This is a genomic window from Flavihumibacter profundi, assembly GCF_020076305.1.
Taxonomy (GTDB): Bacteria; Bacteroidota; Bacteroidia; order Chitinophagales; family Chitinophagaceae; genus Flavihumibacter; species Flavihumibacter profundi.
Genome location: NZ_JAIQXE010000002.1, coordinates 537,807 through 552,476 on the forward strand (window position 1 = coordinate 537,807; position 14,670 = coordinate 552,476).

At 42.2% G+C, this 14,670-nt stretch carries 14 protein-coding genes; 6 read left to right on the top strand and 8 right to left on the bottom strand.

Translation table 11 applies throughout. The annotated features are described in order from the left end of the window. The first annotated feature begins 8 nt into the window (after positions 1 to 8). A complete protein-coding gene (locus LAQ65_RS12085; RefSeq protein ID WP_224117226.1) occupies positions 9 to 2,162 on the top strand; it encodes a hypothetical protein in 2,154 nt (717 codons plus the stop codon). A gap of 9 nt (positions 2,163 to 2,171) precedes the next feature. On the opposite strand, the gene LAQ65_RS12090 is transcribed toward LAQ65_RS12085, so the two are convergent. Then, positions 2,172 to 2,522: an arsenate reductase family protein gene (locus LAQ65_RS12090; protein ID WP_224117227.1), complete on the bottom strand. Its 351-nt coding sequence runs from the start codon at positions 2,520 to 2,522 to the stop codon at positions 2,172 to 2,174. 53 nt (positions 2,523 to 2,575) lie between these two features. Here LAQ65_RS12090 and LAQ65_RS12095 point away from each other — a divergent pair, with 53 nt between their 5' ends. From LAQ65_RS12095 to LAQ65_RS12105, 3 genes are all read left to right on the top strand, one after another. Further along, positions 2,576 to 2,998 (top strand): YybH family protein, encoded by a 423-nt coding sequence (locus LAQ65_RS12095; RefSeq protein WP_224117228.1) that lies wholly within the window; start codon positions 2,576 to 2,578, stop codon positions 2,996 to 2,998. A 76-nt stretch (positions 2,999 to 3,074) separates the two neighbouring features. Beyond that, positions 3,075 to 3,560, top strand: a complete 486-nt coding sequence (locus LAQ65_RS12100; protein ID WP_224117229.1) for an RNA polymerase sigma factor — start codon at positions 3,075 to 3,077, stop codon at positions 3,558 to 3,560. Further along, positions 3,541 to 4,158: a hypothetical protein gene (locus tag LAQ65_RS12105; RefSeq protein WP_224117230.1), complete on the top strand. Its 618-nt coding sequence runs from the start codon at positions 3,541 to 3,543 to the stop codon at positions 4,156 to 4,158. Before LAQ65_RS12100 ends, LAQ65_RS12105 begins: the two co-directional genes overlap by 20 nt. A gap of 64 nt (positions 4,159 to 4,222) precedes the next feature. Here the strand turns inward: LAQ65_RS12105 and LAQ65_RS12110 are convergent, their stop codons facing one another. Then, on the bottom strand, positions 4,223 to 6,499 hold the full coding sequence (locus LAQ65_RS12110) for a T9SS type A sorting domain-containing protein (RefSeq protein WP_224117231.1): 2,277 nt from the start codon (positions 6,497 to 6,499) through the stop codon (positions 4,223 to 4,225). A gap of 443 nt (positions 6,500 to 6,942) precedes the next feature. Between LAQ65_RS12110 and LAQ65_RS12115 the strand changes: the two genes are divergently transcribed. Then, positions 6,943 to 7,986 carry a glycoside hydrolase family 18 protein gene (locus LAQ65_RS12115; protein ID WP_224117232.1) on the top strand — a complete coding sequence of 348 codons (1,044 nt, stop codon included), beginning with the start codon at positions 6,943 to 6,945 and terminating at the stop codon, positions 7,984 to 7,986. Between the two features lie 51 nt (positions 7,987 to 8,037). On the opposite strand, the gene LAQ65_RS12120 is transcribed toward LAQ65_RS12115, so the two are convergent. The 3 genes from LAQ65_RS12120 to LAQ65_RS12130 form a co-directional block, all read right to left on the bottom strand. Continuing rightward, positions 8,038 to 8,910, bottom strand: coding sequence for an OmpA/MotB family protein (locus LAQ65_RS12120; RefSeq protein WP_224117233.1), 873 nt, complete (start codon positions 8,908 to 8,910; stop codon positions 8,038 to 8,040). Between the two features lie 73 nt (positions 8,911 to 8,983). After that, complete coding sequence (locus LAQ65_RS12125; RefSeq protein WP_224117234.1) at positions 8,984 to 9,568, bottom strand: 1-acyl-sn-glycerol-3-phosphate acyltransferase; 585 nt, start codon at positions 9,566 to 9,568, stop codon at positions 8,984 to 8,986. A 4-nt stretch (positions 9,569 to 9,572) separates the two neighbouring features. Next, on the bottom strand, positions 9,573 to 10,067 hold the full coding sequence (locus LAQ65_RS12130) for an META domain-containing protein (protein WP_224117235.1): 495 nt from the start codon (positions 10,065 to 10,067) through the stop codon (positions 9,573 to 9,575). A 309-nt stretch (positions 10,068 to 10,376) separates the two neighbouring features. Between LAQ65_RS12130 and recA the strand changes: the two genes are divergently transcribed. Continuing rightward, entirely contained in the window at positions 10,377 to 11,378 is a 1,002-nt protein-coding gene (gene recA, locus LAQ65_RS12135; RefSeq protein ID WP_224117236.1) for a recombinase RecA, read from the top strand. A gap of 66 nt (positions 11,379 to 11,444) precedes the next feature. On the opposite strand, the gene LAQ65_RS12140 is transcribed toward recA, so the two are convergent. From LAQ65_RS12140 to murA, 3 genes are read right to left on the bottom strand one after another with little or no spacing between them, the layout of a single operon-like run. Beyond that, on the bottom strand, positions 11,445 to 12,722 hold the full coding sequence (locus tag LAQ65_RS12140) for a hemolysin family protein (RefSeq protein ID WP_224117237.1): 1,278 nt from the start codon (positions 12,720 to 12,722) through the stop codon (positions 11,445 to 11,447). A gap of 49 nt (positions 12,723 to 12,771) precedes the next feature. Then, complete coding sequence (gene gmk, locus LAQ65_RS12145; RefSeq protein ID WP_224117238.1) at positions 12,772 to 13,353, bottom strand: guanylate kinase; 582 nt, start codon at positions 13,351 to 13,353, stop codon at positions 12,772 to 12,774. Further along, positions 13,353 to 14,657, bottom strand: a complete 1,305-nt coding sequence (gene murA / locus LAQ65_RS12150; RefSeq protein ID WP_224117239.1) for a UDP-N-acetylglucosamine 1-carboxyvinyltransferase — start codon at positions 14,655 to 14,657, stop codon at positions 13,353 to 13,355. Before murA ends, gmk begins: the two co-directional genes overlap by 1 nt. Between the last annotated feature and the right edge of the window lie 13 nt (positions 14,658 to 14,670).

Below are 14,670 nucleotides of genomic sequence, written 5' to 3' on the forward strand. Positions count from 1 at the left end.
TTTTTTCCATGTACAGAGCCATTTACAGTTTGATTATAATTTTATACTGTAATACAAACACGGTAAATGCCCAGTCGACTTTAGGTGAAGCCAATGCATCATTAGACGCCGCACAGGTAAAATTTTTAAGCTTCCTGGACAATTTTCATGGAGACAAGGGCATACGTTCGATGATGGTAGATTTTTGCAATAACCAGGTCGATAGCCTCCAGGCCGCATTTAATGCAATAGAACCTGCAGGCAGGGAAGAGAAAATAAAAAGCATCAATACGGTAAAGTTTTTTATACAGGCACTCAGGACAACTTTGGAGCGCCATAAATTGGAATTGTATGATGTACCTGATGCCTTGCAAAAGTTCCCTTTGATTGCTGATGCTATTGTACACAAAACGCCTTACCGGGAGTATGTCCTGGGATTCGGGGGCCGCCGCACACAACTCATGGCAGATGCATTCCGGCAATACCCTGAAGGAAAGATACTTCAATATGCTGCTGACGTCCGCAGGCTGTCGGTTAATCCCGACAATATTCTACCCTTGTTAGAACGCCAGCCCGAATTCCCTTTTATCGATACTGCCATTTTATATGTTGCTGAGCATTCCCCCATGAGTATAGTGGATTATGTGTCAACGAAAAATAACAGGATTACCGACACGATTAAGCACCTTAATCATCCTTTGCTCAACCAGCTTTTATTGTTATCGGGTAACAGGAATGCAACAGAGATAGCCCCGCTTGCCGGGGAAATGGCGCTTGGGAAATATACTGCAGAAGACATTCAAAAAATCAGGAGTTCAGATGTAAAAGGTTATTACCAGTTATTGGTAAATACCATCCAGTCTAACCGGTCAATATTGCTGGCTGGGGGTCCTGCCGGCATGCAACCTGCACTCAGGGCAGCTTTGAAAGAAAAAGCCATTGCCTTTTATGTGCAGCCGGTAAATGAATTGCACGAATCAAAAGACCCGGTGCGATTTGCCAGCCTTAGGCCACTCAGGGTAATTGATCTGTATTACCTGGTAATCAGCGGTGAGGAAGAATTGTATACCTCCAGTTTCCTGGGTATATATAAGCGCATCATGCAGGCAATTCCTGCAGGTAGTTCAGATAGTTTATTAACAATGGTGCAATATGACCAGTTCAGGAAATTTATCCGGGTGTGCTCGCACTATAATGTACTTACGGACTTCCTGAACCACATGCCGGAATTGTCAAGGGTTACTTTGTTGAAACAGTTTATTACCGGCATTGAAGGGAATACAGAAAGCGGCCTTGAAGATGCCATGGATGTTGCCGATGCTTTTGCAGGCCTGTCGGTAGACCCGCAATACAGCGGCATTGTTGAACAACTGCTGAAGGATAACCGGGTAAGGTGTGAACTGGACAAAAACTATTATGGTATCCGGCTTTATGGAATTTTATTGGATGTATTCAATATGGCACATGACCCAAATGAGCAAAAAGTGATTTTCAGCAAACTAGGGAATTACGAATTGCTTCCGGTTGAAGCTGTAAGGGATAAAAAAGGGGTCATCAATCAACTGGTTATCTTTTATGGGGATAAGGATGGTATGACCTCTTTCCAGAATTTCCTTGCCCTGTTTAAAGATGCAAAGACCTGGCAGGTTGCTGCCAAACCGCAATGGATAGAAATCAATTCCATTTCTGGTTCCCAGCCAATAAAAATCTTTGCAAACAGGCCTTTGAGCCATGAAGACCACCTCGATGAGGAAGCCCAGCTGGCAATGCTCCAATATATGAAGGAGACAGAAGCAGAAGCCGGAATTATTATTCACCGCGGACATAGTTACCATTTGGCTTCAACTCTGAATTACCTGCAGCCCAATATGAAACTGGCTATACTTGGGTCTTGCGGCGGATACAAAAATATCCTTACAGTTGCCGAAAAAAGCCCGGCGGCACAGGTAGTAGCAACAAAGCAGGTCGGTTCAAAGCTAATTAACGACCCGATGATCCTTATGGTGAATGATTACCTGCTACATTCCAGGGATATTTACTGGCCGGATGCATGGACGAAAATGGGTGCCAGATTTGCTTCATCTAACTTTACGCATGACCTTTTTGCAGAATATGTACCGCCATACCGGAACCTGGGCCTGTTTGTTATAAGGCTGTATAATTATGATGAAGCAAGTTTCTGACTTGTATTCTTAAAGCGCGTTTTTAAGCGCTTCAATGCTTGCCTTTGTATTTCCGATAAATATCTGGTTACCTGCTATAGCAACAGGTCTTTTTAGGAAGGTATATTCTGATAAGATCAATTGCAGGTAATCTTTTTCAGTTAGGTCTTTTTCCGCTAACCCCATTGTCCGGTACTTAACAGCTTTCCTGCTGAAAAGGGCTTCGTAGCTGCCTGCAAGTTCTTTCATTTCATCCAATTGCTGAGGAGTAACCGGATTGGATTTTATGTCCTGCAATTCAATTTTCTTTTTCGTGGCATCAATTTCCTTCAAAATTTTCCGGCAAGTGTCGCAGGTGGAAAGGTGGTATATCTTTTTCATGCAATTTGGTTGAATAAGAGCGCCAATGTACCTTCCTTTTAAAAATAAATCAAATGAAAGCGCTATTCCTCGGGTTGGTTCTTTTAGTCACTTCATCCCTTTTTGCCCAGCAAAATGCTGAAAATGCGATCCGGCAGGTAATGGGTGATCAGCAGGATGCCTGGAACCAGGGGGATATTGAATCATTTATGAAAGGATACTGGAAGTCAGATTCACTGATGTTTATTGGTAGCAAAGGGGTCACTTACGGATTCCGGAATACATGGGAACGGTATAAGAAAACCTATGACAACCGTGATAAAATGGGTACCTTAAAATTCGACCTTCTGCATATTCTCCCGCTTTCGCCAGAAGTTTATATGGTAGTGGGTAAATGGCATTTAACCCGTTCAATTGGTGATATCGGCGGCCACTTCACACTGATCTTCAGGAAAATAAATGGCCAGTGGTTAATCACTTCAGACCATACCAGCTAGTAAGTTTAGATCTTTATTTGCCTGGTGGTGTAATATTTCAGGAACAATTCCAACCTATATTTAAATTTCCTCCCGTTTGAGTGAAAAAGACTTCCTGGATCAGATACGTGCTAACCAGGGCATTATTTATAAGGTGGTGTCCTTATACGCTGCGGACCCTGAGGAGAAGAAAGATCTCTACCAGGAGATCCTTTTGCAATGCTGGAAGGGCTGGCCTTTATTCAGGAATGATTCAAAATTCAGCACCTGGTTATACAGGGTTAGCCTGAATACGGTTTTTTCAAGCCTCAGGAAAAAAACAATGCTGGTGTACCAGGATAGTATACCCGACAACCAGGCCCTGAGGCCCAATTCACTGGAAAAGGAAGACTCTGTTGCACTGCAACAGGCCATCCGCCAATTAACAGATATTGACAGGGCCATTATTCTTCTGCATCTCGATGGCTACAATAATGGTGAGATCGCGCAGATGATGGGAATTTCTGCGAATAGCCTTAGTGTAAAACTCTACCGGATAAGGCAAAGATTAGCTAACATTTTAAATGCAGCCAACCGTGGATAAACAAAATACCTGGCAATCCTGGCAGCCGAAAGATGATGACCTTGACAGGTTGCTTTCGCCTGGCTTTGCAAACCGCCTGCAGCCAAATCATCCCCTGATGAAACTTAAACGGAATTTATTTATCAATATCATTTGGGGTATAGTCATTACGCTTGCCTATTTTTTTGTAATAATCAGTACTTCAGTTTGGCCGGTTCAGCTTGCTTTGGCGATTACTTCCATGTATAATATTATCATTTTGGTTCAGGCAGTTCATTTATACCGGTCAATTAAAATGGAAATTTCTTCAACAGAAAGTGTATTGGAAGTTTTGAAAAAACATTACATAGGGATTTCAGCCTGGAGTAGAATGCAGCTTAAGCTGGCAATCGGGGTATATCCAATTGCAGCTGCCGGTGGATATATTTATGGCGGCATCCTTAGTTCAGGAAGAACATTAGAAGAACTGATGGCGCAGCATTTATTTGCCTGGCTTTTACCGGTTATCGTGATTATACTTGTTCCGATTGGCCATTACTGCGCGAAATGGATGTTTAGGAAAAGCTTTGGTGTTTACCTGGATATGTTAAAGGCAACAATTGATTCGATGGAAGAATAAGGTATAAAAAAAAGTCATCGTTACTATTCCAGTAACGATGACTCACTTTTAGTAACCCCATCATTTATTTTGAACCCACCATGAATTTCCTGGTGATTATACCTGATTCTTTACGGATCTGGAGCATATATGATCCCGGGCTCAATTTTGATACATTCAGCTGGAACTGGTTTTGGCCGGTATTAGCAGTAACTTTTTTCTGTATCAGTTCGCGACCGGTAAAGTCAAGTACCCTTAGTTCAACAGCACCAGCTTTATCAGCCGGGTAATTGATTCGCATCGTTTGCGTTACCGGGTTAGGGTAAGTGGAAATGCCTTTCAATATTTCTGGACTTGTCATGGCAACTTCTTCCATTGGGCTTGCAATTGCACCATTTCTTGATCCGGTATATGGTGCTGAATTGAGTGGCCATGCGCCTGAACTGGCCTGAAGCCGTATGGAATAACATACACTTGGGTCAAAGGTGCCATCTTTGCTTACAACTTTTAATTCGAAATTTAAGTTACTGGCACTGGTATTATATATTACCGCTTCGGGTGATGTACCGCTAACTGTAGAAGAAGCCAGCAATGTGCCCGTTGGATCATACAGGTAAAGGTCATAATCTGCAGTCATCCCCCAGATACTTACTTTTACATTATTATAAGGGGACCAGGTCCTGAAACCAAACCAGTCTTCATCCGTTGAACTTCCGATACTTCCTGTATAAGTCACATTACCTGTAATATTTGTGCTTGTAGCAAGAGTGTTATTTGGCTCATTTATATCTGTACAGGTTGTTGGTGGCGGTGGTGGCGGTGGTGGCGGTGGCGGTGGCGTTGTAGTTGATCCGGTGATCGGGAACTTATCGAAATTGATCAGGGCTAATCCCCCTGCGTTAATAACATCAGGTGAAGCTAGCCCGCTATGACCACGGTAACTAATGGTTGTAGGATTAGTTGAAGTGCCTGCATTGGGTGAAAAATTAATTAATAAATTATTACCACTTAAGCTTACTGAACTAACTGTATAACTTCCGCCATCTAACCTGATGAGCGGACTCAGGTCACCACTTATCGTAAATGTTGTTGCCTGGTCTTTTAGTGCCAGGCTTATCTGGCTGGCAATACCGTTTGCATCAACCACTGAAAAAGCAGCAGATGCAGGTTCTGGTGATTCAATGTTGGCAGGCAAACCTGTTTCTCCATATACATCACGGCGAATAACTTTAGAAACCCAGTCCCCAAGGTTCTTATATCCATTCACGAAATTATAATGGCAATTATCAGAATACTGGGTGGTATTACCTGCGCTAAGTGTAACTATATCTGTTGATTCTTTATCTAATTCACGCAGGGCTTCCTGGACCTTAAGGCAGTTGTCAGCAGTTGACATTTCACAACCAAATCTTATCTGGAAAAGGAAAAATTTACTCACCCCGGGATAATCTTCCTGCCAGTCACTTTTTAATGCGTTGAATGCCGTTTTATACTGGGCAGTGCTAAGCGTCACGGGACTCATGGTTCCTAGAACATCTGATTCACCCTGGTACCAGATAATTCCCCGGATATTATTTTGCAAACCGGCTTCCTTGATCCTGTTAAGCAGGCGGCCATAGTTGGTATTCGGGTCACCAGGATTTGCATCATTCCGGGCGAAATAGGCAATGTTTTGTCCAGGGAAGGCGCCATTAAAAATTGCAATAGGTATTTTTTTAATGCCGGCGATATTTGATGCCATTCGCATACCCCACTGGCCTGTATTTCCATCTGTGTCATAATATATATTGCCTCTTCCAATAAACCATGCTTTAGTATAACTGCTGGTAGCATTTGCACTGCCATAAACACGAACATAAGTCCGGTAGGGAGAATTGGAATAATCATCTGCATTGTTTGCGGTTGTGTAGGGAGGCCGCTGGTTAGCTACTGCATTTGATTGCCCCTGAACAATGAAGGCATCTCCGGCCACAACATTACTTGCTGACTTGATAAGTGTTTCAGTCAGGTTACCATAACCATACAGGCTAAATTGATTGTTGGCCAGTTCAGCAGCAATATCATAACTAAAATTATAACTGGCTGTACCGTTAGCGTCATATACCAGGGTAACGCTTAGCGTATTTTGCAAGTAGCCGTTTCGGTATCTTTTAAGCCTGACCTGTGTATAACCAGATGAAATATCAAGACTACCTGATACTTTAACTGTGCCTTTGTTTGTACTCAGACTTCTTGGGTACAATTGATAATCCTGCGGGAAGACTGATACCTGGGCCAGAAGTGGAAAGGCCAATACGGACAAAAGAAGGATAATGGCTGTACATGACAGCGCGTAACGTCTTAGACGTCGATAAGGTTTCATACCTGAATAATTCTACGGTTAAAGAATAAAAAATTAATTGGAATTGGATGCTATGAAAATCGGGGATAACCAGTAGTCTTAATAGGGTGGTAGGGAATCTGGTATAGTCTGATCGTAGTAGTTTAAAGATAAATTTTTTTAAGATGCGATAAAAAAATATTTCCAAATATTTTTAAAAATATTAAATGTGGAAACTTTAAAATTCGCTTAAACATGACTGGGATGATTAACTAGTATTTAAGACTAAAAAATCAGTAAATTATAATTGAAAAAAAATAGTTTTTAATATTTTGATTGAACAGTATAGTAAATCTACGATAACAAAAAAGTGATCGTAGATTTACTATACTTGGGGAATAAAGATTATTAAAATAAAAAAGTAAATAATGAATCGAAATATCTTTTGGTGTTTTTTTCTGCTGCTTTTGTCTGCTAATTATTCTATGGCACAAATCACAAATAAAAGGTCTGTAATTGCCTATTATACCGGTGATGAAAACACTATCCGAAAATACCCGCTGGCCAGTTTAACACACATCATTTACAGTTTTCTCAAACTCGAGGGTGATACCCTCGCTTTTATACGACCTGAGCAGCAGCAAACACTAAGGTCGTTAGTTGCATTGAAGAAAAAATTCCCGCAATTAAAAGTTGAGGTTTCTTTAGGCGGGTGGGGTGGTTGCCAGCCATGTTCCCAGTCATTTGCCAGTGCCGGTGTAAGGCAAAAATTTTCAGCAAGCGTGGTTAAGTTATTAACTGCATACGGCGCAGATGGTTTAGATCTCGATTGGGAATATCCGGGTATTGAAGGATTCCCGGGCCATCACTGGATGAAGGAAGATGTGGCAAACTTTACTGAATTGGTTCGTTCGCTAAGGTCAGCTATGGGGCAACGTTATGAACTTAGTTTTGCTGCGGGTGGGTTTACCCGGTTCCTGGAAGAATCAATCGACTGGAAGCAGGTCATGCCTTTGGTTGACCGGGTTAACCTGATGACCTATGACCTTGTTAATGGATATAGTAGGACTACAGGGCATCATACTGCCCTGCATGCAACTGAAAAGCAACCTGAGGCCACAGACCATTGCGTTGATTACCTTTTAAAGCTTGGCGTTCCTTCAGAAAAACTGGTAATAGGGGCTGCATTTTATGCCCGCGTCTGGAAAAATGTTCCATCTGAAAATAATGGACTTTTCCAACCAGGGGAATTCAAAACAATGATAAGCTATAAGGATTTTGGTAATGAACTTTCAACCGCCAATGGGTTTGTTTCATTTTGGGATGATGCATCCAAAGCACCTTATAGTTATAATGCCCGGAAGCTGGAGTTTGCCACTTATGATAATGAACGGTCAATAGCTGAAAAAACAAAGTATGTACTGGACAAAAAGCTGGGCGGAATAATGTTCTGGGAACTTAGCGGAGACAAATTTAATTCGGGCTTATTGGACCAGATCCACAATACCCTTATAGCTTCCCAAAAATAAAAAAGGCTTTCCCGCGATGGGAAAGCCCTTAACTATATTGCCAGTAACTAATTACTGCTTTTTCTCAAGCAATTTGTAGAATTGGTCAAGTTGCGGCAGGATAAGGATCCTTGTGCGACGGTTTGCAGCTTTTCCTTCTGCTGTAGAATTGTCTGCAACCGGTAGGAATTCCCCGCGGCCTGCAGCTGTAATTTTTGCCGGGTCTAAACCATATTTCTTTTGGAGAACACGTACCACACTGGTTGCACGCATAACGCTGAGGTCCCAGTTGTCTTTCATTGGTCCGATATTTCCTTTCAATTCAGCATTATCTGTATGGCCTTCAACCATGAATTCCAGTTCAGGTTGTGCTTTGAGTACGGTAGCTACCTTTCCTAATACTTCCTGTGCCTTTGGAGTAATGCTGTAGCTTCCGCTTTTAAATAACAATTTGTCCGAAATGTCTATAAATACAACACCCTTGTCAACTTTGATATTGATATCCTGATCGTCCATATTTCCAATAGCGCCTTTCAGGTTCATAACCAGGGCCATATTCAGGGAGTCTTTTTTCGCCATTTGCGTTTGCAGGTCCTGGATATATGCATCTTTTAAACCAAGGTTATCCATTGATTTTTTAATGCTTTCAGCCTGGGTAGAACTAATTACAGAAAGATCCTGCAATTGCTTCAGTGCTGAAGTATTATTTGCTTTCACCAGTTCCAGTTGCTTGTTGAGGTTCGCAACATCAGTTTCGAGGCCGGCTCTTTTACGGGCTTCCTCTGCCTTAGCGTCATCGCAGGCTTTCAGGTCATTTTGCAGTTGTGTGTGTTTCGCATCAAGTTCGGCGTATTTTGCCTGTTCTGCTTTGAATTTTTTGGAGCTTACACAAGAAAACATTGTAACGGAGGTAAGTGCTACTACCACCATGTAAGAAATCTTCATTGGTTATCGTTTTATGAATGATTACGTAAAAGTAGGCCACAATATACAACTACTGTGCCTGAATTTTGTGATTTTATTGTTTGAAATTCTGATTTTCTACAGCTAAATGTCCCATTCCTAATTCCGGATGCTTCCCTTTTATGGGTGCAAAAAAACCAATCAGCCTGGGCATATCGTCATCCGGATGGATGCCGGGCATGAATGCTTCAGAGAGTATAAGTGTTTTATTGGCAAAATCCATTCCTGCCATTACTATAGGCACACCAGCCAGTTTGGCAATATGCCAGAATCCTGTACGCAGGCGGTCTACCTTCTTTCTTGTTCCTTCTGGAGAAAGCGCCAATACAAAATCATCCCTTTTATGGAATTCTTCAACCACCTGCTCTACCATATTATTCTTGCTGAACCGATCCACGGGAACACCGCCGGTTGCCCTGAAAAACCAACCGAAGGGTCCGTCAAATAATTCTTTTTTACCCAGGAAATGTGCATGTGGTATCGGGATTACCGACCGCGCTGCCATTCCTACAAGTATATCAGCCCAACTTGTATGAGGTCCGACAACTATAATAGCCCGGTTTAGGCCCTTCGGCCAGTTTCCTTTTACAGACCATCCGGCAAGTTTCCAATAGATTTTCCAGAAAAATCGAGCTACCATATTATTATTTTTTCTTCAAGCGCATAAGTACAATATCGTCCTTTAGCAGTACCAGGCTGCTCCCTTCAAAAGCAAACCTGTTTGTTTTTTTCATTGCGTCCAGGAAAATGCCTTCTCCTTCACCCGTACAGGCCATGCGTGTTAAAGCCATTTTCTCCATGTCAAAACGGAGCTGGCCATTCACCGCAACATAGCTGCCGCTGAACCTGTTACAGCCTGTATTGCCGGAACTGCTCATAGTAGCAGTATCGAAACGTATTGCCGGCCGTTGCCGGGGAAATAAACTGCTGCTGTCCTTGACAGCCGAAAGCAGGAATTCCAGTTGCCAATCGCCCTGAAGTACTGATGGTTGGGGATTTTGTACACCGGTTCCGGTGTATGTTGATAATAATCCTGTTGGGTACAGTAAGGAGGTGCATAATGGACCCATATGTATTCTGGCTGTAATGGAAAACCAGCCGCCAATTAACAGTGGAAATAATAATAACCTGCTATGCATATCTATGGATAACGTTGAATGAAAACTTTTACAACAGCCGTATTAAAAAACCAATACCGCTTTCATGATGTTAAATATAGGTAACTATCATTTCCCGCCAATATGAGTTCTGGAACCTGTTTTAGCAGGTTTAATACCCAAAAAGCGGGGGTAAAGACAAAATAAAAGAATTGGTGAGGTTGGCAAGGGTGTTTTAACGATAAAATATTTAGTGAAAAAATGCTAAATATGTTAGTGTTGGTAATTAAAAGCTACCTATCTTTGAACAACCAATAATTTTAACCCCATAACTATTAAACAACAGAATTTATGTCAAACGCAGAAAAACTGAAAGCGCTGAAGCTGACGATGGATAAAATAGACAAGGACTTTGGAAAAGGTTCTGTTATGATGATGAACGAAAGGGCGAGTGATGTGCAGGAAGTCATCTCCACCGGTTCACTCGGACTGGATGTAGCACTGGGAATTGGTGGTTTTCCCAAAGGCCGGATCGTTGAAATTTACGGACCTGAATCTTCGGGTAAAACAACAATTGCTATACATGCAATTGCTGAAGCTCAGAAAAAAGGTGGTATCTGTGCTATTATTGACGCAGAACATGCGTTTGACAGTGCCTATGCGCAAAAACTAGGTGTTGACGTGGATAACCTGCTTATTTCACAGCCTGATTACGGAGAGCAGGCACTTGAAATCGCTGACCGGTTGATTTTATCCGGAGCAATTGATGTTGTGGTGATTGACTCGGTTGCTGCGCTTGTTCCTAAAGGTGAACTTGAAGGTGAAATGGGGGATAGTAAAATGGGGCTTCAGGCAAGGTTGATGAGCCAGGCCCTTCGTAAGCTCACGGCAACAATTAATAAAACAAACACAATCTGCATATTTATTAATCAGCTTCGTGAAAAAATTGGTGTGATGTTCGGCAATCCTGAAACAACGACAGGTGGTAACGCATTGAAATTTTATGCGTCAGTCCGCCTGGATATACGCCGGATGAGCCAGATTAAAGACGGCGATGAAGCTGTGGGAAACAGGGTTAAAGTGAAAGTGGTGAAGAATAAAGTAGCTCCGCCATTCAGGGCTGCGGAGTTTGATATCATATTCGGGGAAGGCATTTCAAAAGTCGGTGAAATTGTAGATATGGGCGTTGACCTTGGCATCGTGCAAAAGAGTGGAAGCTGGTACAGCTATAATTCTGATAAACTGGGACAGGGCCGTGATGCAGTGAAAACACTGTTACATGATAATCCAGAACTGCAAGCGGAAATCGAAAAGAAAATAAGGGAGAAGGTAGCAGAAATGGCGGCTGCATAAGTGAAGTAGCGTTACTGATTTGCCGGTTGGCAATATTGAAGGCATCCTGATTTTCAGGATGCCTTTTTACTTCAGTATTTTAAGCCGTACCATTTCAATCCGGGTATCACTAACTGCCAGGATTTCAAATTCAAAATCATCTATAATTATTCGTTCCTTTATTTTAGGAATCGTTTCATGGTGCTGAATGATATAACCAGACAGGGTTTCAGATTCATCCTGCTCAAAAATGAAATCATATTTATCATGCAGGTAATCAAGTTCGAGGCGGCCAGATAAAATATACTCAGTATCGCTTATTTTTTTCTCTTCCAGTTCTTCAGTGTCATGTTCATCCTGGATCTCTCCAAAAATTTCCTCCAGCAGGTCTTCCATGGTAACAATGCCGGAAGTGCCGCCAAACTCATCAACTACCCAAGCCATGCTTTTGCGTTCCTTGGTAAATTTGTTGATCAGGTCAGTGGCGTTCATGCTTTCAGGAACAGCAGGAATAGGCAACAGTATTGATTTCAGGTCAGCAGGGTGTTTGAAGAGGTCTAATTGGTGCACATATCCAAGGATATGATCAATATTCCCTTCATAGACTACCAGTTTGGAAAGTTTGGTATCTATGAATTTGTTCACTACAATATTAATCGGGGTGGTTACATTAATGCCTTCAATCTCCTTGCGCGGAATCAGGCATTGCCGCACTTTAATATTGGGCAGGGATAAAGCGTTCTCAAAAAGGTTTGTATTAACATCCTGACCGTCGCTGTCTTTTTCCCCGGTGATTTGCTGGTAAAATGCATCCAGGTCGGCCCGTACAAATGCTTCCCTTTTCTCACTCAGCCTGATATTGAAGAGGTATTTCAGGATCCATTCTGCAATAGATACAAAAACGGTGGCAATGGGCTGCAATATCTGAACAAAAAAATTGATTATGCTGGCAACCGCACTGCTCAGCAACCATTCATTGCGGGCTCTCCAGATTGCCCTGGGGAGGAATTCACCAAAAACAACGAATATGGCAGTTGCTATAAATATTTCAAAAAAAATATGGATAATGTTTGCATATGCTACCGGTATAGTTTCTTCCAGAAAATGCCACAGTGGTTCAAGGAATTCCCCTATCATCAGGCCATAGACTACCAGGCAGATATTAAAACCGATAAGCACAACGCCAATAAAATTGGAAGGCCTGTCGAGGTACTGACTAATAAGTATGCCTCCGGTGCGGCCTTGTTTTTTACGCAATTCCACACTCAGGCGGTTAATACCGGAAAAAGCAGCTTCTATCCCGGCAAAGAATCCGACAAGTAAAAGGAAAAACAGCAGTGCTCCCAGTGAATTCAGGTTAGGCATAAAACGAATATAAGCAATGTTTTTTTTCGTTAAAAGTACTGAATGTGTCTTATGATGGCCGGGCCAGGAATTCCAGGATCAGCTTTTCTGCTTCAGAACAAGCCCGTGAAAGATCACCATTTATGATAATATGGTCGAAATGATGTTTGAAAGAGATTTCATAGGAAGCTTTGTTTACCCTGGCCTGAAGGCTTTCTGCAGTTTCTGTTCCCCTGCTTTCAAGTCTTCTTTTGAGTTCTTCTACAGAAGGCGGTTCAATAAAAATTGAGAGTGTATTCTGCGGGTATTGTTGCTGTACATGTATCGCCCCTTTTACATCTATATCAAGCATGGGTACCTGCTTATTTTTCCAGATCCGCTCCATTTCCGATTTCAGTGTACCATAATATTTTCCTTCATAAACCATTTCCCACTCCATAAAATCATTATGGAGAATATGTTCCCTGAATTGCTCTACCGACATAAAATAATAATCCACCCCGTTTTTTTCTGCACCCCGGGGTTGCCGTGTTGCAGCTGAAATGGAAAAAGCCAGCTGGGGGTGATGCTGTAATAAATACCTGGTGATGGATGTTTTCCCTGCTCCGGAAGGCGCAGTAATAACAATAATTTTTTTTTCAGAATAGTTCATTACACTCGTTTAATATCAGCGCCAAGTGCAATTAACCTCTGGTCTATATATTGGTAGCCCCTGTCGATCTGTTCAATATTTTGGATCACACTTTTACCTTCAGCACTTAATGCAGCAATTAGCAGGGAAACGCCGGCACGGATATCCGGACTGCTCATTGTGATACCCCTTAATTTTTGTTCCCGTGCTAATCCAATTACGGCCGCACGATGCGGGTCGCAAAGTATAATCTGGGCACCCATATCTATCAACTTATCTACAAAAAACAACCGGCTCTCAAACATTTTTTGATGAATGAGTACCGAGCCCCGGGCCTGTGTTGCCACTACCAGTACAATACTCAACAGGTCCGGTGTAAAACCGGGCCACGGATGGTCGGAAATAGTTAGTACAGAACCATCCAGGAAGGTCTGGATTTCATAAATATCCTGCTCAGGTATAATTATATCATCGCCTTCTATTAGCATTGAAATGCCCAGTTGGCGAAATTTTTCCGGAATTATTCCAAGATGCTCAACGCCGGCACCTTTAATATGGATATGGCTTTTAGTCATGGCTGCTAACCCGATAAAAGAACCTACCTCAATCATGTCGGGAAGCATGCGGTGTTCCGTCCCTCCAAGCTTTTCAACCCCTTCAATAGTTAATAAATTACTGCCAATACCGCTGATTTTTGCCCCCATACGGTTTAACATACGGCAGAGCTGTTGTAGGTAAGGTTCGCAGGCTGCATTGTAAATAGTAGTTGTTCCTTTCGCCATCACGGCAGCCATAACAATATTGGCAGTACCAGTAACTGAAGGCTCGTCCAGGAGCATATATGTACCTTTCAGGTTAGAGGCATCAAGATGGAAATAACCGTCTTCAGGATGGTAATTAAATTCCGCACCTAATTTTTCAAAACCAATAATATGAGTGTCCAACCTGCGTCGGCCGATTTTATCACCACCGGGTTTGGGGATGAAAGCTTTTTTAAACCTTGCCAAAAGCGGACCGGCAAACATTACAGAACCCCTTAATCGGCCACTTTTCTTTTTGTAAGCATCACTATTCAGGTAATCAATATTCACGTTGTCCGCCTTGAAAATAGCTGTATGCCTTTCAACACGTTCTATGGCTACCCCCATATCGCCCAGTAACTCAATTAGGAGGTTAACATCAAGAATGTCGGGGATATTGCTAATAGTAACGGGTTCTGCAGTTAGTAATACTGCACTTATAATTTGCAACGCTTCATTTTTGGCACCCTGGGGTATGATAGTGCCATTCAGTTTCTTGCCGCCATTTACTTCAAAGCTGTTCATTGGAGGAGAGTGA